Annotated in this window: 24 protein-coding genes; 9 read left to right on the top strand and 15 right to left on the bottom strand. The window is 56.8% G+C overall.

From position 1 onward, the window contains the following. A partial coding sequence (locus ACLQMU_RS05670) for a hypothetical protein (protein ID WP_424039531.1) occupies positions 1-838 on the top strand: 838 nt, incomplete at its 5' end. Between the two features lie 181 nt (positions 839-1,019). Here ACLQMU_RS05670 and ACLQMU_RS05665 read toward each other — a convergent pair. After that, positions 1,020-1,229, bottom strand: a complete 210-nt coding sequence (locus ACLQMU_RS05665; protein ID WP_424039533.1) for a carboxymuconolactone decarboxylase family protein — start codon at positions 1,227-1,229, stop codon at positions 1,020-1,022. Between the two features lie 136 nt (positions 1,230-1,365). Here ACLQMU_RS05665 and ACLQMU_RS05660 point away from each other — a divergent pair, with 136 nt between their 5' ends. Together ACLQMU_RS05660 and ACLQMU_RS05655 are read left to right on the top strand one after the other, a co-directional pair. Next, entirely contained in the window at positions 1,366-2,130 is a 765-nt protein-coding gene (locus tag ACLQMU_RS05660) for a 4Fe-4S double cluster binding domain-containing protein (RefSeq protein WP_422148492.1), read from the top strand. A gap of 210 nt (positions 2,131-2,340) precedes the next feature. Further along, positions 2,341-3,123, top strand: coding sequence for a hypothetical protein (locus tag ACLQMU_RS05655; protein ID WP_424039535.1), 783 nt, complete (start codon positions 2,341-2,343; stop codon positions 3,121-3,123). A gap of 184 nt (positions 3,124-3,307) precedes the next feature. Here ACLQMU_RS05655 and ACLQMU_RS05650 read toward each other — a convergent pair whose 3' ends face one another. The 8 genes from ACLQMU_RS05650 to ACLQMU_RS05615 all read right to left on the bottom strand — a co-directional run bounded on the left by ACLQMU_RS05650 (position 3,308) and on the right by ACLQMU_RS05615 (position 11,080). After that, positions 3,308-4,048 carry an MIP/aquaporin family protein gene (locus ACLQMU_RS05650; RefSeq protein ID WP_422148490.1) on the bottom strand — a complete coding sequence of 247 codons (741 nt, stop codon included), beginning with the start codon at positions 4,046-4,048 and terminating at the stop codon, positions 3,308-3,310. Beyond that, entirely contained in the window at positions 4,048-4,260 is a 213-nt protein-coding gene (locus ACLQMU_RS05645; RefSeq protein WP_422148489.1) for a DUF2180 family protein, read from the bottom strand. Before ACLQMU_RS05645 ends, ACLQMU_RS05650 begins: the two co-directional genes overlap by 1 nt. 33 nt (positions 4,261-4,293) lie before the next feature. After that, positions 4,294-5,793 (bottom strand): DUF2193 domain-containing protein, encoded by a 1,500-nt coding sequence (locus ACLQMU_RS05640; RefSeq protein WP_422148488.1) that lies wholly within the window; start codon positions 5,791-5,793, stop codon positions 4,294-4,296. A 231-nt stretch (positions 5,794-6,024) separates the two neighbouring features. Further along, positions 6,025-7,167, bottom strand: a complete 1,143-nt coding sequence (locus tag ACLQMU_RS05635; protein ID WP_443673599.1) for an aldo/keto reductase — start codon at positions 7,165-7,167, stop codon at positions 6,025-6,027. 87 nt (positions 7,168-7,254) lie between these two features. Then, entirely contained in the window at positions 7,255-7,965 is a 711-nt protein-coding gene (locus ACLQMU_RS05630; protein ID WP_422148486.1) for a flavodoxin family protein, read from the bottom strand. A 73-nt stretch (positions 7,966-8,038) separates the two neighbouring features. Beyond that, a complete protein-coding gene (locus tag ACLQMU_RS05625) occupies positions 8,039-9,454 on the bottom strand; it encodes an MFS transporter (protein ID WP_424039552.1) in 1,416 nt (471 codons plus the stop codon). A gap of 45 nt (positions 9,455-9,499) precedes the next feature. Beyond that, positions 9,500-10,492 carry a 2-hydroxyacid dehydrogenase gene (locus ACLQMU_RS05620; protein ID WP_422148484.1) on the bottom strand — a complete coding sequence of 331 codons (993 nt, stop codon included), beginning with the start codon at positions 10,490-10,492 and terminating at the stop codon, positions 9,500-9,502. Positions 10,493-10,564: 72 nt separating this feature from the next. Then, positions 10,565-11,080, bottom strand: coding sequence for a hypothetical protein (locus ACLQMU_RS05615; protein ID WP_422148483.1), 516 nt, complete (start codon positions 11,078-11,080; stop codon positions 10,565-10,567). A gap of 667 nt (positions 11,081-11,747) precedes the next feature. Here ACLQMU_RS05615 and ACLQMU_RS05610 point away from each other — a divergent pair. The 3 genes from ACLQMU_RS05610 (at position 11,748) to ACLQMU_RS05600 (ending at position 15,360) form a co-directional block, all read left to right on the top strand. Further along, positions 11,748-12,857: a PEGA domain-containing protein gene (locus ACLQMU_RS05610; RefSeq protein WP_422148481.1), complete on the top strand. Its 1,110-nt coding sequence runs from the start codon at positions 11,748-11,750 to the stop codon at positions 12,855-12,857. A gap of 195 nt (positions 12,858-13,052) precedes the next feature. Further along, positions 13,053-14,255, top strand: coding sequence for a pyridoxal phosphate-dependent aminotransferase (locus ACLQMU_RS05605; RefSeq protein ID WP_422148480.1), 1,203 nt, complete (start codon positions 13,053-13,055; stop codon positions 14,253-14,255). A gap of 151 nt (positions 14,256-14,406) precedes the next feature. Beyond that, a complete protein-coding gene (locus tag ACLQMU_RS05600; protein WP_422148479.1) occupies positions 14,407-15,360 on the top strand; it encodes a UbiA family prenyltransferase in 954 nt (317 codons plus the stop codon). Here the strand turns inward: ACLQMU_RS05600 and ACLQMU_RS05595 are convergent. Then, positions 15,357-16,139: a helix-turn-helix transcriptional regulator gene (locus ACLQMU_RS05595; protein WP_422148478.1), complete on the bottom strand. Its 783-nt coding sequence runs from the start codon at positions 16,137-16,139 to the stop codon at positions 15,357-15,359. The genes ACLQMU_RS05600 and ACLQMU_RS05595 overlap by 4 nt on opposite strands. Before the next feature lie 935 nt (positions 16,140-17,074). Here ACLQMU_RS05595 and ACLQMU_RS05590 point away from each other — a divergent pair. After that, on the top strand, positions 17,075-18,235 hold the full coding sequence (locus ACLQMU_RS05590) for a PAS domain S-box protein (RefSeq protein WP_422148477.1): 1,161 nt from the start codon (positions 17,075-17,077) through the stop codon (positions 18,233-18,235). A 293-nt stretch (positions 18,236-18,528) separates the two neighbouring features. On the opposite strand, the gene ACLQMU_RS05585 is transcribed toward ACLQMU_RS05590, so the two are convergent. Then, positions 18,529-18,870, bottom strand: coding sequence for a hypothetical protein (locus tag ACLQMU_RS05585; RefSeq protein WP_422148476.1), 342 nt, complete (start codon positions 18,868-18,870; stop codon positions 18,529-18,531). 161 nt (positions 18,871-19,031) lie between these two features. On the opposite strand from ACLQMU_RS05585, the gene ACLQMU_RS05580 reads away from it, so the two are divergent. Then, positions 19,032-20,243 (top strand): YcaO-related McrA-glycine thioamidation protein, encoded by a 1,212-nt coding sequence (locus ACLQMU_RS05580; protein ID WP_422148475.1) that lies wholly within the window; start codon positions 19,032-19,034, stop codon positions 20,241-20,243. After that, positions 20,206-20,859: a TfuA-related McrA-glycine thioamidation protein gene (locus ACLQMU_RS05575; protein WP_422148474.1), complete on the top strand. Its 654-nt coding sequence runs from the start codon at positions 20,206-20,208 to the stop codon at positions 20,857-20,859. Before ACLQMU_RS05580 ends, ACLQMU_RS05575 begins: the two co-directional genes overlap by 38 nt. Before the next feature lie 359 nt (positions 20,860-21,218). On the opposite strand, the gene ACLQMU_RS05570 is transcribed toward ACLQMU_RS05575, so the two are convergent. The 4 genes from ACLQMU_RS05570 to ACLQMU_RS05555 are packed head-to-tail and all read right to left on the bottom strand — an operon-like array spanning position 21,219 to position 24,499. Further along, positions 21,219-21,815, bottom strand: coding sequence for a CDP-alcohol phosphatidyltransferase family protein (locus ACLQMU_RS05570; protein WP_422148473.1), 597 nt, complete (start codon positions 21,813-21,815; stop codon positions 21,219-21,221). Continuing rightward, positions 21,812-22,324, bottom strand: a complete 513-nt coding sequence (locus ACLQMU_RS05565; RefSeq protein ID WP_422148472.1) for an adenylate kinase family protein — start codon at positions 22,322-22,324, stop codon at positions 21,812-21,814. The genes ACLQMU_RS05570 and ACLQMU_RS05565 overlap by 4 nt, the downstream gene beginning before the upstream one ends. Continuing rightward, positions 22,321-23,376, bottom strand: coding sequence for a pyridoxal phosphate-dependent aminotransferase (locus ACLQMU_RS05560; RefSeq protein ID WP_422148471.1), 1,056 nt, complete (start codon positions 23,374-23,376; stop codon positions 22,321-22,323). The genes ACLQMU_RS05565 and ACLQMU_RS05560 overlap by 4 nt, the downstream gene beginning before the upstream one ends. Further along, complete coding sequence (locus ACLQMU_RS05555; protein ID WP_424039244.1) at positions 23,348-24,499, bottom strand: aspartate aminotransferase family protein; 1,152 nt, start codon at positions 24,497-24,499, stop codon at positions 23,348-23,350. The genes ACLQMU_RS05560 and ACLQMU_RS05555 overlap by 29 nt, the downstream gene beginning before the upstream one ends. Between the last annotated feature and the right edge of the window lie 30 nt (positions 24,500-24,529).

Here is a 24,529-nt window from a genome sequence, read left to right as displayed (position 1 = left end):
AAAGTTCAGCGGTGATCTCAAATCTCGAAGATTCCTGATTCAGACGAAAGAAATCGCTAACAAAATGATCGTCTGTAACATTCACAGATTTCTACAATTTCTCCGGGTGAAGGTTTTCTACAGAGCACTTTTTTTAGCATTTATTTTTGGAATGATTGGAGGCTTGAAAACTGCAAATAACCAACCTGCGCTTGTTATTACACCAATCCCAACAACACCTGCACCTAGTTACACAGCGCCAGTGTCTATTAGCACTACTCAACCTCCACAAAGAGATGGAAAAGTGACTATCGAAGCTAATAAGGATTCGATTATTATCGGTCAGCCAATATCATTTTCAGGAACATGTATCCAAGGCAATACTATTGGTCTATCTGTAGCTGGTCCCGGATTATCATCTAATGGTGAATTACTTGCTGCTGGTCCTTGTCAATCAAATATCTGGTCATATCAATGGTCGACCGTTTATTCCCTTCAACCGGGTTCCTATCAAGTAGTGGTGGTTGATGCTCAACAGAACACATATGATTACACTACTTTCACTGCTCAAAAAGGAACTGTCACAATGGTAGGAAGTACGAACTTGCAACATCCCGATATGGTAACTGTTTCAGGGACTGATACTGCCGGACGGAATATTGAGATCCTAGCACAAACACCAGAATCACAATCGAAATGGGTAATAATTCATTACGGAATACCTGTTCAATCTGATAATACTTGGTCGAATACATTCAGTATTAATGATATTTTTCCCGGAGGATGGGGTTCATACACTATAGAAGCTCTGGACACCACTAGTAACCAATATGCGCAAGTTGCAATTTCTGTCACTTAAGACTCTGTGAAAATTTAATTTTTTCAAGAGCCCAATTTTTTAACCGTGTTTCAAAATTTAACTGTATCTCCTGTTTAAAAATCCCTATTCCCCAAACTGCTCTACCGCGTCCGGCAGGCAGTGGGCAATGCCCCGGATCCCCGAGACCGTTACCGTCATGAGGATCGCATCGATAACCTCTTCACGGGTCGCCCCCTGCCGCTTTTGCCATGGGGATGTGGGCTTTTACCGCAGAGTCATCCCCCATCGCCGCTTTCATCGCGATGTAGATCAGCTGCTTGGTTTTCGCGTCGAGCGCCGGCCGTTTCACGACCGCCATGATCAGGTTGTTGAACGCTGCCGCGACCTCGGGAGCTTCATCCTCGAAGAGTTCCATCGTGTTTTTTGCCATATCTTTTCCTCAGATATCTACAGGGCCGGGTATACAGATATACCTCTTTGGAGGGGGGTGGCATTCCGCAGCGGCCGTGCAACCCCACCGTTAACCTCACGTTCCCGGACAGGTAACAGGAGGATCGGGAATCTGGATGAGTCTTTTCGAAGATCTCAAATCCTGCGCACTCTCGCGCGGGGCGGACTATTTCGGTATCGCCGACCTTGCACCTGCGCATGCATTCATCCTTGCGCAGGGTGGGGAGCAGATCGCCCGGTACCCCCGGGCGGTCTCGGTCGGCATCGCACTTCTCGACCCGCTGGTGGACCTCCTGCCCGACAGGGAGGATTTCGCCGCGGCAATGCTGTACCGGCACAACAGTTACGATGTGGTGAACCTGACTCTCGACCAGATCGCGCTCGCGGCGGCAAATACCCTCCAGCGGGCCGGCTGCCGGGCACTTCCCGTGCCGTCCTCAAAACGGGCCAGCGACGAAAAGATCGCAGGGGCAGTTTCCCATAAACTGGCCGCGCATCTCGCCGGCCTTGGCTGGATCGGCAAAAGCTGTCTCCTCGTCACCCCTGACCACGGCCCCAGGGTGCGGTGGGTGACGGTGCTCACCGACGCCCCGCTTGAACCGACCGGCAGCCCCATGGAGCAGCGGTGCGGCAAATGCACCCAGTGCACCGACGTATGCCCGGAAAAGGCCATCACCGGCCGGGCATTCCGCGAGGACGAGCCACGGGAGGCCCGCTTCGATGCAGCGGCCTGCGACCGGTATTTCCGCGGGCTGGAGAAAGCCCGGGGCATCGGCGTCTGCGGGATGTGCCTGTATATCTGCCCGTATGGCCGGAAATCCCGGGTGCCGGATGAACCCGGGCACAAGGGGCATGCAAAAAGAAGAGAGGGAAAAAGGTAAGCTGTTTTAAATCCCTGCCTGGTCTCCCGTCATATCGGCAACTGCCTTTGCACCCGTTCCCGCCCGGGGAGACCATGATACCGCTGTTTTTGTAGTGTGTCCCTCCATTTCCTCCGGGATCAGAACGTTTATATTACAAAATGTAAAATAAACTATACAAGATGTTGCACGAACAGGCCACATCTTCACGCAACCAAGGAGAATTACCCTATGAAAGCACCACAAACCCTGGCAGGAAGCATCGCAGTACTTCTGTTTGCCCTTGTTATCCTGGGATTCGGGATAAGCCCTGTCAGCGCATCGGCGGTGTCGTCGCCATCCGGCAACGTTACCGCGATGCACGGCCACGGGGCGGGGCATCATTTTGCCTCTAACAGCACCCGGCAGAATACAATGACAGAATCGCTCATCACCCGGCTGCAGAGCCAGGGTGTTGATATAAGCGCGGTTCAGACCGCGATCCAGAACAACGACACGGCGACGGTAAACGCGTGGCTCACGTCGTACTTTGAAGCGCACCCGGCGACCTCTGGCAATACCACCCGCATGCAGAGAGGGACCGGCTTTACGGTCAATGCTACCGCACGGCAGGCGCATCTCCAGTCATTCATCACCCAGCTCCAGAACAAGGGAGTTGACGTAAGTGCGGTGCAGACCGCAATCCAGAACAATGACACAGCGGCAGTAAACGCGTGGTTCAAATCGTACTTTGAAACGCACCCGGCGACCTTTGGCAACACCACCCGCATGCAGAGAGGGACCGGCTTTACGGTCAATGCTACCGCACGGCAGGCGCATCTCCAGTCATTCATCACCCAGCTCCAGAACAAGGGAGTTGACGTAAGTGCGGTGCAGACCGCTATACAGAACAATGACACGGCAACGGTAAACGCGTGGCTCAAGTCGTATTTCGAAGCGCACCCGGCGACCTCTGGCAACACCACCCGGCCGCAGTGGCACTCGCGGAATTCAACTGCCAGGCAGACGTCATAAACGGGACAATCCACCCCCTTCAATACTTTTTTCCCGTTATCCTGAAGACATCCTGATATCGGGACTCAGTGATAATGCAGAACCGCACTTTTTACAGGTACCGTTGCCGGCCGGGGCGCTGCTTGTCCCATAATAGCGGCAGGCAGCGGGCCGTGGGGACCTTCCCCGTTACGTATTCAGCAGATTACGCTGCCGCAATCCTGTCGTAGAAGAACGCTGCGGCCACTGCCCCGCATATGGGGCCGATGACATAGATCGGGTAGTACGCCCAGAGATTTGCACCGCCAAGAAGGCCATCCATAAGATACGGCCCGAACGTCCGTGCCGGGTTGATGGAGGAACCGGTGATATTGCCGGCCATCGTGATCATACCGGCCACGGTAAGCCCGATCATAAGGCCGGCAAATCCCGGCGTGGCCCGCGGGTCCACTGCGACACCCATGATAACGAGCATCAGGACAAAGGTCGCGATTGCCTCGACAAGGACCGCCTGCCCGTACCCGATCCCTGGGAACGGTGCGGTCGCCCCGAGCCCCCCGACCGTGACTGCTTCTGCCCCGAGGGTCAGGAACAGGAGGAGACTTCCTGCCGCGGCACCGATGCACTGCGAGACCACGTAGGCGGCCGTATCCACAGACGGGAACCGCTTTGTCGCCCAGAGGGCAATGGTCACGGACGGGTTGATATGCGCACCCGACACCCGGCCGAGCGCGTATATGACGGCTGCAACGACAATCCCGAACACGAGGCCGATCGCAAGCCAGTCTCCAAGGCCCCCCAGTTGCCCGATCCCGACGTTAAATGCGGTTGCGGGTTTGGTTCCGGCTGCAAGGAGCAGCGTGATCACCGCCGCTCCTGTGCCGAAATAGACGAGGAGAAGCGTGCCGACACCCTCCGCGAGGCAGCGGGAGGGAAGCGACGCCATCACTTACCCTCTCCGTATGCGGCACTGCAGTCCGGGCAGAGCATCCGCGGCATCTTCTTTGGCAGCTTGCGTGACGGGAGCGGGTATCCCCCCTCCCAGACATCGACTTCTTTTCGGATCGTATGCTTCATGCAGGTTCCCATGCCGCAGACCGTGCAGACGGCAACCGCATCACTGTCCTTTCCCTCTTTTGCACACACGTAGCACTTCATCGTGTTCACCAGCGATCAGGTCCCGGCGTTCCTCTAGACCGCGTCCTTCCACTGGCAGGAGCAGTGCCGGAAGTCCATGAGTGCGGCAGAGGCACAGTCCTTGCAGATCCGTGCCGGGGCAGCGGCGACCGTTTTGTTCAGCGCGATGATGTTTGTCATCAGCGTCGCAGTGACCGGTTCGCTCGTTAAGAGGCACGGGTAGTCGGCCAGCCGCATCATCGCCGAGAACCTCACGGTCATGGCACAGGCCGGGTACGCGTACCGCTGCGGGTTTGCGATCACTTCGTTCTTGAGGATTGGCGAAAGATCCACGTCAAATCCGCCGACCTTCGGCGTAAGGGCCCCGGGGGTCCCGGCCTGCATCCGGCGGGCCTTGTCGACCAGTTTCCAGCCCCGGTACACCATGTCCATGAAATCGCAGTTGTGCAGTTCGATGGCCGCCCCGCGTTTCGGATATAACTGGACGTAGTTGTGGTACCTCTTGGTGAGCATATCCACGACCATGATCGCATTGAACCCGTCGAGTTCCAGCAGGTATTCCGCTGCACTCGCGGAAGACCCGGTCGCGAGCGAGAGCACCTCGTTCTCGCTTTTGATCTTCGGTGCCGCTGCCCTGAGGGTCTTGTCCATCACTTCGGTCACTGCCTCGATGACCGCCATGATCACGTCGTCCTTGCACATGTTGTACGTGGACTGGGCAATGTGGTGCGCGATATCGCCGACGCAGTAGGCAGGCACGGTGACGATGTTCCCGTAGTGGACGCCGTCATCCATCGCGGCCTTGACCGCCCCCGTCATCTTCGTGCGGTAGTCCTTCATGTACTTCCGGCAGTCAAACGAGGACTGGCCCACGCTGTCCATGAGTTTTGCCTGGGCCTTGACCGGCGTCTCGTAGATGGACTGGATCATGGCGACCTCTTTTTTGACTGCATCGGCAAGGGTCGCCCCGCCTTCGACTGCATGGGCAAAGACATCCCCGATCCCGTAAGAGGTGTTCATGCCCCACGATTTTGCTGCAAGGATCGCCTGCTTGTGGGCGACCGGGATCTTTGTTGTCTTTAAGATCCGGTTGACGATGTTGCTGCTGCTGCCCGGGATGAGGGCAAAGTCCACGACACAGGTCGGGCCGTAGAACCCCGCGTAGCGCCGGGCCGACTCCTTTCCTATCAGGGCCTCGGCCTTCCCGACCGCTTTCACAAACGCGTCCACGCTCTTTTTAAAGGCCGGGTCTTCGTCATAGAGGATCTCCATGATGACCGGCGTCTGGTAGTGCTCGACATAGGGGTCGTCCTCGGGCCGGATGGTGGTGGTGAGGTTTTTGAGGATGGTATAGTGGGCGTTGACCGAGTCCTTGTGCAGGGCAAAGACTGCCTTGCTCTGGGCGCCTGCCGGTTTCATCCCCTTTACGGCATCGACGTAGGCTTTCGTGTCGTCAATGACAAATTTTTGTCCGCGCTTCTTTTTTATCTGGTTCACATCGGCGTGCTGGGCAGCCATCGCCTCGGTGATCATCTTTTTTACGATCTCCTGCATACGTCATCACTCCATGGCACTCCCCAGGGAAGTGCCTATAAGGGAACCATAGTGCGATCATCTATATTATCCTTCAGAAACGTTACCAGTCCTGAAACATCCCGGTTTCATCCGACAAGGTAAGAAGGAACATCCGGGGAATGTGGCTTTCGCCACGTGAAAAAAAGGATCTGCCGGCAGGGCTCCCTGCGAGGGTGAGCAGGAGGTACTGATAGAGTTGCACCGCCGTTTTTATTTCCCGAAATACGCCGCAACGTCTTTGAGGTACTTCTGTATCGGGAGGCCCTGCGGGCATTTTGCCTCGCACTCACCGCACTCCACGCAGACAGATGCAAATGCCGGGATGCCGCCGAATATTCCGCCGAGGGCCCAGGCATAGATCCCGCCCGACTGCTCCTTTGCGTCGTAGATATGCGCCTGGTTGTAGAATTCGAAGCACCCGGGGATGTTCACGCCATTCGGGCAGGGCATGCAGTATTTGCACCCGGTGCAGGGGATCTTTACCCGCGAGGCAAACTCGTCCCTGACTTTTCCGACGACCGCGAGGTCCTCACGGGAGAGCGATCCGGGCAGCCCCTCCTGTGCGTATGCGATGTTCTCTCTGACCTGCTCCATGGTCGACATACCGGAGAGGACGACGGTGACTTCGGGATGGTTCCAGACCCAGCAGAGGCCCCACTCTGCCGGGGTGCGCCGGGCCGGGGCAGCTGCAAAAATCTCCCGGATCCCGGGCGCGTCCTTTGCCAGGAGCCCGCCCCGGAGCGGCTCCATCACGACGATGCCGACGCCCCGTTCCGCCGCGTACAAAAGCCCCTCTGTACCCGCCTGGTACTGCTCGTCCATGAAGTTGTACTGGATCTGGGCAAACGTCCAGTCGTACGCATCGACGATCTCCTTAAAGATCGGCACGCTGTCATGGAACGAGAAGGCGGGGTACCGGATCCGGCCGTCAGCGACTGCCTCGTCGAGGAATTCGAGGACGCCCAGCCGGGCAGTATTCTCCCACGAGTCCTGGTTGAGCCCGTGGACGAGGTAAAAGTCGATATGGTCGGTAGCGAGGCGTTCGAGCTGTTCGTCGAGATACCGGTCCATATCCTCCTTTTTTGCGATAAGCCAGCTCGGGAGCTTGGTCGCGAGCCACACCTTCTCCCGGTAGCCCCCCGAGAGCGCCCTCCCGACGACCGGCTCGCTCTGCCCGTCATGGTACGGGTACGCGGTATCGACATAGTTGACCCCATGGTCGATCGCGTACCGGATCATCTCTGTTGCCCGTGGCTCGTCAACCTGCCGGTTCTCAAACACCGGCAGACGCATGCACCCGAACCCGAGGATCGAAAGATCCATGGGTGCCCGGGGAAATTTCCTGTACAGCATGAGTATACTCCCTGATTCCGTTTTTGTCCATACCCGGGTAAGGTGCGGGGGTATGAATGCTTTTCCGGCTTTTTAACAGATGGCCGGTCAGCTCCCCTTCCTGAGGTTGCCGGAAAGACGCAGCGAGCTGTTCACCATGTCGGTGAGGTCTGCCTGCGTGTACTGGTTTTTCTGCATCTGTGCCCAGTCCTTCGTTGTGTCCTCATCGTTTTCACCGACCCAGGAAGCGATCGAGACCTCGGGGCTGTGGAAGCCCAGCCAGGCAAAGAAGTTGAGCAGGTTCCCGGCCACGTGCTGCATCCCGTCCACATGCCCGATAATGATGAGCCCCACGACCTTGTTTTTGATCATCCGGTTGCCGAACCACGAGTACTGGTTCTCGATGCAGTTCATCCGCTCGACAAACTTCTGGACGAGCGCCGAGTGGTTGTTCCACCGGATGGGGGTCGCAAGGAAGAGGACGTCGCAGTCAAGCACCGCAGTATAGATGGTATCCATCTCGTCATCCTCGTACTTCATCGTCGACTGGCAGGGATAGGTACAGTATGCAGGGTTCTCCGAGTAGTTACCCTCGCAGTCGTAGATCTTCAGGTCTTTAAGCCTGATGAATTTCGTCTCGCACCCGAGATTTTTGCACCGGTCGAGCGCGTCAATGAGCAGACGCTCGGACTTGGACATTCCCGGCTCCTGCCGGCTCGATCCGGAGATCCCGACCACCCGGGTGCCTTTCACGTTCGCGGGGTCGGGCGTAGGGATCGTGCCGACACCGAACTTCCGTCCGACCATGGGAGATGGCATACGTTACTCTGGGAATGTGAAAGGATATGGATTTGTCCATTCGCCCGGAGAGGCGGATCCTATCCATTAGACCCTATCTCCTGTAGGTAAGCGCTGCCGCCGCAAAGCAGATGACCCCGCCGGCATACATCGCGTTCCCGAAGATGGCCGGAAGGATCGCAGGCCCGGCATCGAGGATGGCACCCGCATACCCGATGCTGTCGAGCTGGAATACGAGGAGGATTGTACCGGCAGATATGCCCAGCATGATCCCGAAGTCCTGCAGGGTGACCAGGATGCTTGAGGCGATCCCTGCCTTATCCTGCGGGAGGGCGCCCATGATATCGATCGCGTTCGGGCCCTGGAAGACCGACCGGCAGAGACCAGCAAGGACAAGCGATACGACGATGACTGCGACGTCTGCCGTGGCAAACCCGTACCCGCAGAGAAGGAAGGAAAACCCCATCCCCGCGACACCGGCCGCCGGGTAATTCTTCGAGGGGAACCGGTCGTATGCCCGGCCGGAGGCCGGGGCACTGGCAATCATGGCGACCGGCATGACAAACGCCATCAGGCCTACCTGGGTCGGCCTCCACCCCATCACCCCTTCGAAATAGAATGGCAGGATGAGGAGGAGGATGAAGGTCGCAGTGATATACAGGACAAGGCTCGCGCCCGGGAGCACAAAACTGCGGTTCCCGACGAGAGAGAGATCGATAAGCGGGTGTGCCGCGGTGCGTTCCCTTGCCACAAACATCGCAAGCGCGGCGAGGCAGAAACCCGCGTACCCGGTAAAAAGGGCCTCGTTGACCGGCGGGTTCGAGAGCTCGTTTAAGGCCAGGGCCATACCGGCCATCAGCACAATGAGCAGCACGATGCCGCCCCAGTCGAGCCGTGAGGTGCCACCCCCGGCATCGTCCAGCCTGAGGTAATGAAGCGCGGGGACCAGCAGGACAAGGCCGATCGGGACATTGACAAAGAAGATAAACGGCCAGCCGAACGTATCGACGAGGATCCCCCCGAGGGCGGGCCCGATGATGAGGCCAAGGCCGATCGTCGCCGTCACGTATCCCATGGCCATCCCCCGTTCGTGGGGAGGGAAGACCTGCATGATGATCGCCATGGAAATGGAGAGGAGCATTGCCGCCCCGATACCCTGCACGACCCGGGCGGCGACGAGGAGGGGAAGGGAGCCGGCAAGCCCGCAGGCAAAAGAGCTTGCGACAAAGAGGAGGAGCCCTGTGATAAAGAGCCGGGACTTCCCCAGCGTGGAAGAGAGCGTACCGAAGATGAGGACGGTCGCGATGATCGTGATGATATAAGCGGTCGCGATCCACTGGGACTGCCCGAGAGGGACGTGGAAGGCGCGGGTAATGGTGGGAAGCGCGATGGCGACGATGTTGTTGTCGATCACCGCCATGAACTGGCCGACGAGCACGATGAGCAGGATAACTCCCCGGTGGGCGTAGGCAAAATCCGCCGGGGTTGTCCTGTCGATAGTTTCTGGCATGGTCATCTCCACAAAAAAAGATCCGGGTTCCCGGGGTTTAACCCGTCACGCTTCCGTCAGGCCCGGTCCCGCTGTTCGCAGCCGAGCGGGTGCATTGGCAAGGTACAGCGGCGTCTCACCGGCTTTGTATCTCCTGATATTCTCCGCGAACGCCCGGGCGATGCCTTCGTAGGATACATCGGTCACACCGGCAATATGGGGGGTGGCAATCACGTTCTCGCGAAAGACCGGGTGGGTCATGTCTACGGGTTCTTCCCAGAAGACATCGAGACCGGCACCTGCGATATGCCCGCTTTTCAGGGAGGAGAGCAGGGCGTCCGGGTCGAGCAGGCCACCTCTCGCGACGTTGACGATAAATACCCCGTTCTTCATGGCGGCAATCTCCTTTGCGCCGATGAGGCGGAACCGATCCGGGGTGTAGTTGATACAGAGCGCGACATAATCGGCTTCCGCGAGCGCTTCATGGAGCCCGGCAAGGGAGAAGGAACGGGCGATCTCCACACCGGGGACGGTCCGGCCGGGGTGATCGTCCACCGTGATGATCCTGGCCCCGAACCCGGCGAGCCGCCGGGCCAGTTCCCTTCCTACCCCGCCAAGGCCGACGATGCAGACGGTTTTTCCGGGCAGTGCCTGGCCGGGCGGCGACCCCCACGTGGCCTGAACACCCTGTTTTTGCGTGCGTACGATCTCGTTCCATCTCCGGGAGAGCATGAGCATGAGGAGGACCGCGTGCTCGGCGACCGATGCGGCATTGCCGGACTCTTCGCTCGGGATGCGTGCGACCATGACACCATTCCTGGTCGCAGCTTCGATATCCACGGTCTCGAGCCCGACCCCGTACTGCTGGACAAGACCGAACGTGCCCTGCCGGATGAACGCCTCGTCCACCCGGCTGACGAGCGGCACGACCACGTCGGCCTCTGCGACATGGGCGCCAAGTTTGTCGGGGGGGAATGCGAGGATCTCATCGTCCGGCAGGAGTGCGGCGAGCCTCGTGCGGGCCTCGGGGAAAGCCTCACCGCAGAACAGGATCTTCATAGGTACTCTTGGTAGGCATTCCCGGGTGATCAGTGCATCGGTTGGCGGGAACTTTTAAGGAGGGCAAACCTCTTATTGCAGTGCCGGAACCGTTTTAGCCCATGCCTCGACCCGTTTCTTGGCTGCGTCGTCCTTATAGGCGGAGATTGTGATCCGGTCGCGGGCGACACTGAAAAACCAGAGCGTATCGTCCGGGTCGTGGCACTGGAGGGTCACGGAGAACAGGTCGGCAGCGGGGGCGTGTTTTGCCTTCCCGCGGTGCGCCAGTGCATTTGCGGTGTTCGAGACAACGGCAGCGATCCCGTCCTCGTACCCTTCGAGAGTATCGTAGATCTCAGAGCCCGAGCCTGTCTGGAGGCGGCCGGCACCGATGTACACGAACTTCGCGGTATACATCTCCCGGATTTTCTCGACCGGCGGGTGATTTTTGCGGCCGGTCATGTAAGGAGTGCACCCGAACGGGTTTTTCATAATGACGGACTGGACGAGCGCAGTAAACACGCTGATGTCGGGAAAAGGCGTGGGGAGGTAAAGGACGGCGCTTCTCTTCTCTGTCTTCTGGTTGAATGCGGCCACGGTAATCAGCACGGGTTTTTCATGGAGCGGGGGGGCCGTTTTGTTCCCTGCCGCCTTTTGCGATAACAGATAAACGGCTGGTTGTATTACATAGTTTCCGGTCACTTTTCCGGAGCGCCCGGAGCACCCGGCTCATCTCTGAAAACTGCACCTTTTGCGGGGCAAAATGAGGGGGGGGTCACACCAGAAATGGCATGACCCCCCATGGTTTTGGGAATGGATCCGGCCATTACGGGAGCATATCGATCCCCCTTTTTCCGTCCGGTTCAAAATATGTCCAATGCGGAAATTTACAGGGAAAATCAGGACCAAAGTATGCTGAGCTGGCGGACCCGGGATCGCGGAATTTGCATGGCCCGGGCCGGTGTCCCAAACAGGGCATGACCCCCCTCATGATTTTGGGATCCCGGGCTTATTTTTCGTGGCATTTTACGATGTTAAAATAAAGATTATCGAGGCTCAAAAATGGCATGTGCTGATGGGGGGGGGGTCGTGCATGATCCAAATGAGGTCCCCCTGTATGCCCCTCACCTGGCACTGATGACGATGCTTCCGGTACTCGCGGTTGCCACCCTCGTGTTGTAACGCACCCGGCAGGGATGCCCGAGGCTGCCCCGCAGGCCCCCGTAAACAAAAACTCATATCATACTCTTTTATTACCTACCGCAGAATACCCAGTATGGTTATTCTCCACCTGAACCAACGATTCCTGCTCGTTATCGGGGTCATTCTGGTCTGCCTCGCCGCCGGTGCTGCACCGGTCGCAGCAGACAGCACTGCTCAGTTCCTTGTGTATACCACCCCCACGGGGGCCTCGGTATGTTTCGACGATCACTGCGGGTATTCTTCAGGAGACAGCTACACCTTTTCGCCCAACACCTGGCACACCATAACCGTCTCGCTGGACGGGTACCAGACCTGGAGCAGTTACAACAATGTCGGCAGCCCGGGAACGACCGTGATCAACGCAAACCTGGTACCGAACCCGCCCCAGTACGGATGGCTGGAACTCTACCCGTCCGGGGCGGATATTTACCTCGATACGAATTACTATGGAAACGGTGAGCAGACGATCACGCTTTCCCCGGGAACCCACGCCCTTCTCCTCCAGAAGCCCGGTTATTACGATTATAAGGAACAGGTAACGATAACCGCCGGCCAGACGTTTGTCGACAGTCCCGTGATGACGCCGTACACCCAGTCGTCCGGCTATGGCGATCTCCAGATCCAGTCGACCCCCCCGGGAGCGGCGGTCTACGTGAACAGTAATTACAAAGGGACGACCTATACGAATGACCCCGTGTATGTCACCCAGCTGGCGCCGGGAACCTACACGGTCAGTCTCTCCATGCCGGATTACCAGACCCATACCGAAACTGCCGTTGTCCAGGCCGGCATCATCAACGATATCTGGGCAACCATGGTGCCCGTGACCGCCGGCCCGACTCCTGATACCACCGGGCAGATCAGCATAGGCTCTATCCCTGCAGGGGCGGGTGTCTATCTCGATAACACCTACAAGGGAATCACTCCGATGGTCCTTGCCGACATCCCTGCAGGGAACCATACGCTCATGCTGCGCCAGGCCGGGTACCAGGACTGGACATCGACCGTAAACGTTGTCGGCGGCAGCTATACGCAGGTATCCGGGACGCTCATCCCCGGTACCACAACAACGACGACCTCCGCTACCGCCCAGCCTACAAAGGCCGGGCTTTCTCCCTTTATCGCCCTTGCCGGTGTGGGATGCTGCGGGGCGTTTGTACTCCTGAAAGGAAAGAAAGAGTAATTCCATTTTTTTAATTTCGGGAAGCTTGTGCACCAGATGATCATTTTCTTAAAGCGATGGCACACGTGATATCGGTCCCGCGTTTTATTCCCGGGGCGGCACAGCATCCGACATGTTCGCCGTAGTTCCCTCATGGCGGACAACTCCCGTGACATGACATGATACCTTATTTCTCCGGAAACCAACGTGTACCTGATGCCCACTACCCGACCAGATCCGGTTATGCTGCCCAAAAAACCGATGTCCGGCACGTCTCTCTCCTCCCACTCCTCGCGGGCCGATTTCTTTTCCGAATCCGTGATCCGGGAGATGACCCGGCACGCGCTCGCCCACAATGCGATCAACCTCGCACAGGGCTTTCCCGACTTTCCCTGCCCGCCGGAACTCAAGGCCGCTGCCTGCGCCGCCCTCAATGACGATTTCAACCAGTACGCGATCACGTGGGGGGCGCAGGACTTCCGTGAGGCCATCGCCCGGAAAGCAAAGGCGTACAACGGGATGGCCTTCAACCCGGAGACGGAAATCACGGTTACCTGCGGGTCGACCGAGGCGATGATGGCCTCAATGCTTGCCCTGATCAGCCCGGGAGACGAGGTGATCGTGCCCGAACCCTTTTACGAGAACTACGGGCCCGATGCGGTCATCTCGGGCGCTGTCCCGCGGTACGTCCCGCTGGGCGACGGGGCAACTATCGATGAGGAGGCGTGGAAGGCCGCGTTCACGGACAGGACACGGGCGATCATCATCAACACGCCCAACAACCCGACCGGTAAAGTCTTCTCCCGGGACGAGCTTCGGTTCATCGCCGATCTCTGTAGAGAGCATGACGTGATCGCGATCACCGACGAGATCTACGAGCACATCCTCTACGACGGGAACCGGCATGTCTCGATGGGGTCGCTTCCCGGCATGGAGGACCGCACCGTCACCATCGGCAGCCTCTCGAAGACCTATTCCGTGACCGGCTGGCGGGTGGGCTACGCCCTCGCGGATGCCGGGCTCTCGGGACGCATCCGGAAGATCCACGATTTTCTCACGGTCGGTGCACCAGCCCCGCTCCAGCATGCGGCGGTCGCTGCCCTCAGCCTGCCGGCGTCGTATTATCGTGAGCTGGCCCGGGACTATGACCGCCGGCGGAAAATCCTGTATGAGGGCCTTGCAACGGCGGGCTTTGACTGCCGGCTCCCTCAGGGTGCATATTATATCTTCACCGATATCTCCGGGTTCGGCATGACCGACGTGGCATTTGCCCGCCACCTGATCGAGACGGTAGGAGTGGCGGCAGTCCCGGGCAGTTCGTTCTGCCATGACGGGGGAGCAACGAAACTCCGGTTCACCTTCTCCAAAAAAGACGAGACGCTCCACGAGGCGTGCCGGCGGCTGGAACATCTCGGGTAATCGGGAACTACCGGTATGGTCACGGGCGTGCATGCCAGGTACACGTCCGGCAGCATTTTCAGGAGCGGACGACCCCGGTAATGGGGATCCCCGCGACCCGGATGCTCGGTGAGAACGTAGTCTGGACCCGGGTAGTCAGGCCATCCCCCCTTTGGTATCCCGATGTATTTATACTGCAAATAAAAATAATTTTAACGTCGCTAAAAATTATGATGAGGTTGTAATAAAATATCAGGGTAAAATTTTTTATGATGTGACACTCTTCAGTAAACCAACCCTGCGACTTCTGAACTCATCAACGGTTGTCGCAATCTCGGGAGGACTCCGGCTGCACATCGCCTTCCTTCTCGCCGGTCTCGCTGTCAGCATACCGGAATATTGCGCAGGTGCATTGATCATATACTCAACGTATACTCTCGACCGTGCACTCGAATGTAAGGAAGACCAGATAAATAAAAGTGAATTATGCGGGGCGGATAAAAAAACCGGCCTTATCGCATGTGTCCTGTCCTTTCTCATCGGAGCGTTCCTCCTTGCACGGGATGGAATTTATTTCGCACCGTTTTTTCCCTTCGTTGTGGGGTATCTCTATACCCATGGTATCCGGATCGGGTCGTACACCCTCAAACTCAAAGGAAGTGTGGGTGTAAAGAATATCGTTATTGGCATTACGTGGGGAGGAACGATTGCCCTCATCGTAAGCCGGTGGTGCAATAGTGTTGTGACTGTTGGGATCATTTTCCTGTTCTTTGCAATGAAAATATTTGTCACGTCATGCGTGAATGATTTCAAGGATGTCGAAGGGGATGCAGCTGCCGGTATCCGGACCCTGCCCGCCTGCCTCGGGGAAAAAGTAACAAAAAAAGTCCTGATCCTGATACTGCTGGGACTGCATGGCGTCATGCTGTACGCATTGTTTGCCGGGATTATTGGCGATGAATGGATTGTATTGTTGTTTGGCCTGGCCCTCACCATCGCATTCCTGATGGTGTATTCTTCATCATTTGAACACAAATCCCAGATTTACTACCGGAAACTGAGGGAGTTGGTTATCAGCTGGGAATATGTCTTTTCCCTGGCACTCCGGGCATGTATTCCCGGTTAATCAACGGTCTCTACTTTTTCCGACTGCTTCAGGAAGTACGAGAAGATGCGCTCACCCCACGCGAGAGCAGAGGGATCACGACTGATCACATCATTCTTGGAATCAAATACTCCATTGTTATAAAACAAGGATAACGAAAAAAACGAATCAGTTACCGTAAAAGAGAATTTGATATCTTGTTTCGATACATAGACGCTCGATGTCTTTAATTTCAGCCCCTTCTCGAGGATATCTGGATATTTTTCTTTTATTATTTTAAATACCCCGGGTGTCAGAATTAATGACGCTTCGACGCCTTTTGTTGCAAGATCCAGGAAAAAATTCGGGTACCGCGGATGAACGGTATGGGAGATACCTTTTATGGTTTTTGACTGGGCGATATTGTTGAGGAAGGTGTTTATATCGAAAATCTCTTCATCTGAATTTTCAATGATCCGGTAATCGCCAAGATCCCTGATATCAAGAAGGATTTCATCGGGTAACACATCGATATTATGGTCGTGCCAGTATTTTTTGTTCTTATCAAAAATATCCATGGTCCTGATAAGGGGTACCATGTGGGTGGAAAGGATCCTTCCCATCGGCGTAAGAGAGAAGTTTTTGCCATCTCGTTCTATCAGGTGTTCTTCTTCGAGAATCTTCACCTGGGGAAGCATACCTGTCGACGTGACCTTGAGAATCCGTTTGATCTCGTCCCATTCCTTTGGCCCGCTGCTCAGGAGAATCAGGAGGTTCCGCCGTTTATCTGATGCCGAGATGATACTCAGAAGATCGCTCATATTTCCACCGGTCTTGTGATTGTATTATTGTCATAAGGTAAAGAATAACCTCACGGTCTAGACATTATATTCCCGTTATTGGTTCTTCGCGACGGCAAGGAGTGCATCGGGTACCCCACGATTATGGGAAGTGTCCGGAAAGTCCTCGTTCCTGGAATCCCTCCCGCCAACCGAGGCCCCCGGCGATGATTCTGGGTCCTGAATGAACCACCGGGTAACTTTCCATCAACAGCAGGGAAGACGTTTTTGTTTTTTCCCGGTCACGAGAAACCCGGTTGCCAGGTCTCATTCAGCATCCGGTTTATCCCGTCTATCCTCATACCATGATGCAGGCAGTGGTAAGCGGGACAGCCCCCGGCCGTGAGCATTACCCATAAGCGGGATGACGGTGTTTTAGCTGATCCCTGATGAACATATCCGGGAAAGTTCCCTGACGCGTACGAAAATCCTGAGTCGAACATGACTCCGGGAAGTACATGATCCTTCGCATCAGACCTGTCCGGCGCGATGGGCTTCCTTTGTAACCGGACTGCATCGAACATTTTTGTTATAATGGCGTAAAAATTTTTAATGCTGTTAAAATCTTACAGACGGGTAATAATATACTACTACCCTGCCGATACTGGGTATCGTGTGTGATTTACGAATAGGGATTGCAATCTCCTCCACAATAAATCACACACGTCCCTTAATTGTGTTCCATCAGGGCAGGAATTGAGAATCGCGAAAACCGTTCCAAGAAATCCGGTAGTCAGAATTTTCATACAGTCTTTCTTTCAGTATGTGGCACAAAGGATTTTATTCGAAACGGATTCTTGAGCGGTTATGATTCACGATGCAATCCCCCTGTCCTCGCAGATACCGGCAAGGGTTGAAACAGGGTAGTACAGGTTCTGGGATCCCGGCGATCCGGTAAGGGAATTTTAGGATATGGTATGATGACGACAACGAAACCGAAAAAAAGTGATACAGGAAAAAGTGGTGACCCCGTATCACCCCGCGCAGATCCGTCAAAGGATATCCTTGCGATCTGGGGCACAATTGTCCGGACGACTTCGGTTCCCCAGTTTCTCATCGATCAGGACCACCGTATCATTGCCTGGAACAAGGCGCTGGAGCAATTGACCGGGATAAAGGAAGAGGAGATGATCGGCACGTCACAGCACGGTAAAGCGTTCTACGGTGTGAAGCGGCCCTGTCTCGCAGATCTTCTGGCTGATGAATTATTCGGGGACCTGACGCTCTGGTACCAGGACACATGTGAGGAGTCAGCATGTGTTGACAATGCGTACGAAGCTACCGTTTTCTTCCCCCATATGGGAAACGGGGGAAAATGGCTGCATGTTACCGCAGTGCCGGTCAGGGACAGCACGGGAAATGTCGTCGGGTCCGTTGAAACTATTGAAGATCTTACCGAGCAGAAACTGCTGGAACGTGCGTTAAAACTCTCCGAGCAAAAGCTCCAACTCATGAATGGCATTGCATGGCATGAGATCGAGAATAAGATTACCAGTGTCCGCGGGTATGTTGAACTTTCAAAAAAGAGCGTGAAAAACGAGAACGACATAATGTGTTTCGAAGCGGAAGAAACTATCCTTAAACAGATTCATGAACTGCTCCGTTATACGATGGACTACCAGAAGATCGGTATGCAACCCCCCCGGTGGGTGAATGTAGCAGGGACAATCCGTTCCATCCTGTCACTGATGGAGAACGGGTCGCTACGCATGGATCTTGATGTGGATGCACTGGAACTGTTCGGTGATCCCACACTTGAGATGATGTTTTCCTATCTCATTAAAAATACCGTGAAAAACGGGAAAACCGCACCGGAAATCCGGATCAGTTTCACCGAAATTCCCGAAGGTCTCCGGCTCGTGTATGAGGACAATAGTACCGGTATCCCTTTCACGAGGAAAACATCTCAGTTTAAAGGAAACATCATCAAAGCCGAAAGTTTTTGCATGAAATTTGTCCATGATATCCTCGAATATTCCGGTATGGGCATCAAAGAGACCGGAGATCCCGGCAAAGGTGCACGGTTCGAGATCACAGTACCCCATGGGGCGTACCGGTTCACAGGTCACCCTAACTGACGATAGATGACAGAATCAGACGATTTTTGTCGTTGTTCATAACGATGGTCTCAGCACACACTATCGGTTTTATTCCCTGCAAGGCGGATGCTCTCACCATACCTTCGCCCCCCGCCGGGAAATCTTCCCACCCGGCCCGTTCTTACTTCTTTTCTGTTCTTTCAATCTTGTTCCATGATCGAGTATCCGGTTCTCCCTGATGAGCGGGCGCAGGCAAAGAGTCCCGGCATCAACCGGAACCCCCATTATGAACGACTTCCGGCCGCATGGGACCGGGGCACCGGAACATGCCGTCATATCCCGGCGAGCACCCGGTTCATTACCACGACAGCCGCAAGCCAGATCCCCAGAGCCCCGCCAAAACTGGGAACGAGCGGGTAGCGTGCCATGAGGAGGTAGAGCACAAGGAGGAAGAGCAGGGTTGGGATGGCAAACCAGAATGCGCCCATGACCAGCTGCCGTGTTGTTGCCTGCCCGGCCTCGGACCAGGTAAAGAGGATTGCAAGCGAGGTGATGATCGGGGCCGCCACAAGGATACCCCCGTACTTCGGGCTGGCCTGCTCGGAGAGAAATGTCACACCGATAATGACGCCCCCGCCGATGAGGAATTTCAGGATGATATAGGTATAATCCATAGCTCATACCACCGTTGCCGCGGGTAGATAATATACCCAGGGGCGATATTCAACCCGGTCCCTTCGCCCCTTTTGCCCAAAGATGAACATGTATAAACCACAATAACGTGAAACCTCATTGAAAGAACCGTTTCGTCCGCACGGCAGCACACGGTGACCCCATGCACATATCCTCCTGCAAGAAGACCTACAACCACGAGACCCAGCGGGCAGTGCCGCTCGCAGAAACCCTCGCACGCATCGAACCGAAAGTCCCGGCCGCAGGCATCACCCGGGTCGCCGACATCACCGATCTCGACCGGATCGGCATCCCCGTCTTCTCCTGCATCCGTCCCACCGCAGATGACGGGGCGATCACGGTCTACAACGGCAAGGGGGCAACCGTCGAGGAATCGCGGATCTCGGCGATCATGGAAGGCATCGAACGGTACTCCTCGGAAATCCATGACCGGAACATCAGGCTCGACACCTTCGAGATGCTGGACGGCCGCGAGCCGGCCGTCAACCCCAAAGACTTCATCCTCCCCGCCGACACGGAAACCGGGCACGTGCTCCCCTGGGTCGAGGGCTGGGATATCGCAAATAACGAACCGGTGCTCGTGCCGGCGCAGGCGGTCTTCCACCCGCTCCCGAGAAACTTCCGGCAGATCTTCCGCACCTCCACCAACGGTCTCGCCTCAGGAAATACACTGGAGGAAGCCATCTTCCACGCGCTCTCGGAAGTGATAGAGCGGGACGCGTGGTCGCTCGTCGAGGCTACCCGGGACACCGGCCCAGCGGTAACCGGTGTCAGCGATCCTGTTCTTGCGGAGATGCAGGAGAAGTTTGCCGAAGCACAGGTCGAGGTTACCCTGCGGGACATCACCAGCGACATAGGCATCCCCACCATGGCAGCGGTGGCAGACGACGTACTCTTAAAAGACCCCACCCTGCTTACCATCGGGATCGGCACCCACACGAGTACACGGATCGCCGCGATGCGTGCGCTCACCGAAGTGGCGCAGAGCCGGCTCACCCAGATCCACGGCGCACGCGAAGATACGACGACCGCAGGGCTCAGGAAAAAGATGGGTTACGACCGAGCTAAACGGATCAACGGGTACTGGTTTAAGGACAACGGCACGGTTGATTACCAGACCCTCCGGTCGTTTGACAGTGACGATTTTGCAAAAGATATCCAATTTGCCATCGGGGCCCTGAAAAAACAGGGACTCGATCGGGTGATCGTCGTCGATTTGACCCGTGAGGAGATCGGCGTGCCGGTCGTTCGGGTTATAGTCCCGGGCCTCGAAGTCTATGCGATGGACCCCGAACGGCGGGGTGACAGGGTAAAGCATGCCAAAAATCATCGTCTTTCTCGGGCCAAGCCTTGATCTCCCCTCGGCAAAAAAGATCCTCGACGCAGAGTACCGGCCGCCGGCAAAGCGTGGCGACATCCTCGACGCGATCGCGGACAAGGCGGATATCATCGGCCTCATCGACGGCGTCTTTCACCAGGACTGCGCTGTCGCCCACCGGGAGATCCTTGCTGCGGTGAAAAAAGGTATAAAAGTAATCGGGGCATCCAGCATGGGGGCACTCCGGGCCGCTGAGATGGACACGCTGGGGATGGTTGGCATCGGGAAGATCTACCGGATGTACAAAGAGGGCACCCTTGTCTCCGACGACGAAGTGGCGCTTGTCTTTGACCCGGTTTCGGGGTATTCACTCTCCGAGCCGCTCATCAACATCCGCTGCACGCTCAAAAAAGCAGAGGCGGCCGGCATCATTACCCCGGCGGCGCAGGCGGCTCTCCTCGCTGCCGCCCACGCGATTTTCTATCCACAACGCACCTACCCGAAGATTGTGGCCGTCGCAGGTGACGCCCTTGATGCCGCAACAAAAGAGCGGTTCCTCGCCTTTGCCGCTGCCTCCCCGGCTGACCAGAAGAGGGAGGACGCGATCGAGGCGCTCGCGTATATCCGGGATCTCGGAAAGAAAGGCAAGTAAGAGCGTTGCAACGGGTATTTTATTTTGAAAAATGGGCCTGCCCGTGATACTAAATTATTGCCAAATGTGATAATGAAAAATTTATAATCTCCGCTCTTTCGCAGTCAACGGGGAGTTATTTAATAGTAACTTTTATAAGGGCTCCCCGCCTCAGGGCCCCTCCGGGGCACGGCAGGGCAAGGCGGTTTTGACACCGGCTGTAGTCACTGAACCGCCGCGGGGGCGTCCCTTCGGGACGGCGGAGTCCATCGCAATAGGGGGTTGGGGGCATCAGCCCCCCTCAACTTGTTTGCCAGGGTCAGATTTGCTCTTCAAAACAGCGAAGAGCCGATTTTTCAGGACTCGCAAAAAAGGGTGGCTTATTCCATCTTCCGCCACACGTAGGCGAACCGCTGGAAAGCGGTGACGTGGCCGAAGACCCCGAAGAGGAGGAGGAGCCAGCCGAGCAGGTTCAGGCCGTAAATGGTCATGGGGAAGAAGATAAAGAGAATCCCGACCACCATGATCAACACGAGCCGGTCGGCCCTGCCAAGCACCCCGGCATACACCCGTCCCACACCCACGGCCTGCGCCTGCGTGCCCAGGTACGAGGACATCAGGACACCGGTGAGCGCGAGCACCCCGATCGGCCAGGGCACAAGGCCGCTCGCGAAGATGCCGGTGATTATGAAAATATCCGCGTACCGGTCGACGGCGTGGTCGAGGAAATCGCCCCGCAGGCTCTGGTTCTTCATTTCCCGGGCGACAGCACCATCCATTGCATCGCAGAATGCATTTACGGCAACCGCCAGGACCGCCCAGATCTCCAGCCGGAAAAAGAAGAGGATGCCGGCCGCGGCCGATGCCGCAAGGGCGGCGATCGTCAGGATGTTCGGTGTGATCCGGCACCGGATGGCAAACCGCACGAGCGGGTCGAAGTATACTTTCACGTGCGGGCGGTACTGGTCGAGCGTCATGATGACACCCCGGCAAATGCCGACCAGTCCAGTGTCCCGAACGAGGCAGGGATCTCGCCCCGGTAAAACTGCTCGATCGCATCTGCGCAGGCAGCAGGGGTTTTACCGGTCGTGTCCAGTTCGAAGATCTCATCCGGCTCGTACTCCTCCACGGTCTCGATCAGGCAGACGTCAAGGGCTTCGGCGTCCCGGTTCTCCCTGATCTTTTCCTTTGAATAACCACGGGCGCTCAGCCGGGCGGCAAGTGTGTCGGGCCGCAGACGCAGCACCACGATCTTATCACAAGGCAGCAGGTGGGCAAAGTGCCCCTCGACAAAACCGTCAAAGTGCACGAACTCGTCTCCCATCCGGTCGGTATCGATGATCTGTGTGTCCCGATCAGGGTCTTTTCCCTGAACGTAGGGCTGCACGATATCCGTGATATGGACCACCCGGTACCCCCGGCGGGCCAGTTCGTCGGCCACGGTCGATTTCCCGGTCCCCGGCGTCCCGGTGATGCCGCACATCATAAGGCGTTTAACTCCCGGATAAACAACTCATTCTCCCAGTCTTCTCCGACACTCACACGGATATAATGGTCGGCTAGGCCAGTAAAACTTCTGCACGAGCGCACGAGCACGTGGCGTGCGGCAAGTTTCTCCACGATTTCGTCGCCGGTGTGCGGCGCCACGTCCACCATCACGAAGTTGGCATCCGAGGGGAGCACCGGGAACTTCAGTTCAGCGGCAAAACGCTTCCGCCACACCTGAACCTGCGCGATGTACCGGGCGGCGTGCTCCTTATCCTGGAGTGCCGCCGCTGCCGCCGCTGCCGAGACCGAGTTCACTGTGAACGGTGTGCCGGCCCGGCAATAGAACGGCTGGAGCCACGCGGGTACAAAACCGTACCCGATCCTGATGCCTGCAAGGGAGTGCACCTTCGAGAACGTCCGGCCGATCGCGAGATTCTCGTATTTCCTCATCAGGGGCAGGTAATCGATGCCCGAGAATTCGACGTACGCATTGTCGAGGAAGAGCACCCCGCTGATCCCATCGAGCACCCGCTGCACCTCATCAACAGGTGTCACGTTCCCGGTCGGGTTGTTCGGCGTGCAGAGCACGACAATCTTCGCATCTTTTCCTGCCCGCACGAGCGCATCGGTATCGACAGAGAAATCAGTGCGGCGCGGGACGGGCACAACCTTCGCCCCCTGCGCCTGAGCAGCGAGACCATAGAAAGAGAAGGTGGGCGCCGAGATCGCCACCGCCTCCCCGGGATCGACCAGTGTCCTCATCAGGGTCTCGATCACCCCGTCCATCCCGACGCCGGTCACAAAGGAATAATCCCCGTAATACGCCCGGAGGGCAGATACCAGCACGTCCACCCGCTCATCGGGATACCGGTTCGCTTCAGAGACCGCTTGCTGCGCTGCCGCTACTGCTGCCGGTGACGGGGGCTCAGGGTTCTCGTTACTCGCAAGCCGTGCGACGCGACCGTTGCCCGGACAGTGTGCACCACCTCCCGCCTTCTTTGCAAAAACATATCCGCCCTGCCTATAGCATGACCTTACCAAGCGCTCCATCGATCACCTTCACCGCACGGTCGATTTCGGCATCCGAGATCACGAGCGGCGGGACGAGCCGCAGGTTCCCGTCAGCCGCACAGTTCACGAGCACGCCGTTTTCGGCACATTCCCTCTGCACAACAGGGCATTTGTCCCCGACTGTGATACCAATCATCAGGCCGCGTATACGGGGATTATATCGTGCAAGTCCTGTGCGGAACAGTTCCCCCTTGCGAGCGATGTCCGGCAGGATCTGCTCCAGCACGCCAATCGTCGCAAGGCCTGCCGCACACGCAAGCGGCCCGCCGGCAAAGGTACTGCCGTGCTCGCCTTTGGTGAACTCCAGCCCGTCACGGGCGACGAGCGCACCCATAGGAAAACCGCTCGCGATCCCTTTTGCAAGCGTCACCATATCGGGCTCCACCTTTGTGTGCTGGATCGCCAGCCACTTCCCGGTCCGGGCCATCCCCGTCTGGACTTCATCGACGATCATGAGGGCGCCGGTCCTGTCGCAGGTCTCGCGTATGCCCTCGAGGAAGCTGTCCTTGGGGATGATGACGCCGGCCTCTCCCTGGATCGGTTCGACGATCACTGCGGCAGTGTCGCCATCGACTGCCTTTTTCAGGGCATCGGTGTTCCCGTACTCCACGAACGTTGTCGGGAGCCCCAACGGTTCGAAGGGCTCGCGGGCCGCCGGTTTGTGGGTCACCGCAAGCGATCCGATCGTCCTGCCGTGGAACCCGTGGGTGAAGGCAACAAATTTTTTCTTTTTTGTCCTGACCCGGGCGAGTTTCAGGGCACCATCGCTGGCCTCGGCTCCCGAGTTCGCAAAGAAGGCCTTTTTCAGTCCCGTGATCTCCACGATCTTTTTTGCGAGGTCTCCCTGGTGAGGGATATAATAAAGGTTGGAGCAGTGGATAAGCTGGTGCGCCTGCTCGCAGATCGCTTTGACTACGGCCTGGTTGCAGTGCCCGGTGCTGCAGACGGCAATGCCGGCAACGCAGTCGATGTATTCCTTTCCGTTGCCATCCCAGACTGTGGAACCTTTCCCACGGACAATCGCCATGTCCCGCGAGAAAGCGGGCATATAATACTGGTCATCGAGCGCCTCGTACTGGCTGGTAATATCGGTATTTTTCATGGGTATCACACGAGTTCAATAATTTTGGGT

Origin of the sequence: Methanoregula sp., assembly GCF_052325125.1 — an archaeon.
In the GTDB taxonomy this organism is placed as follows: Archaea; Halobacteriota; Methanomicrobia; order Methanomicrobiales; family Methanospirillaceae; genus Methanoregula.
This window is presented reverse-complemented; position numbering and strand designations above follow the sequence as displayed.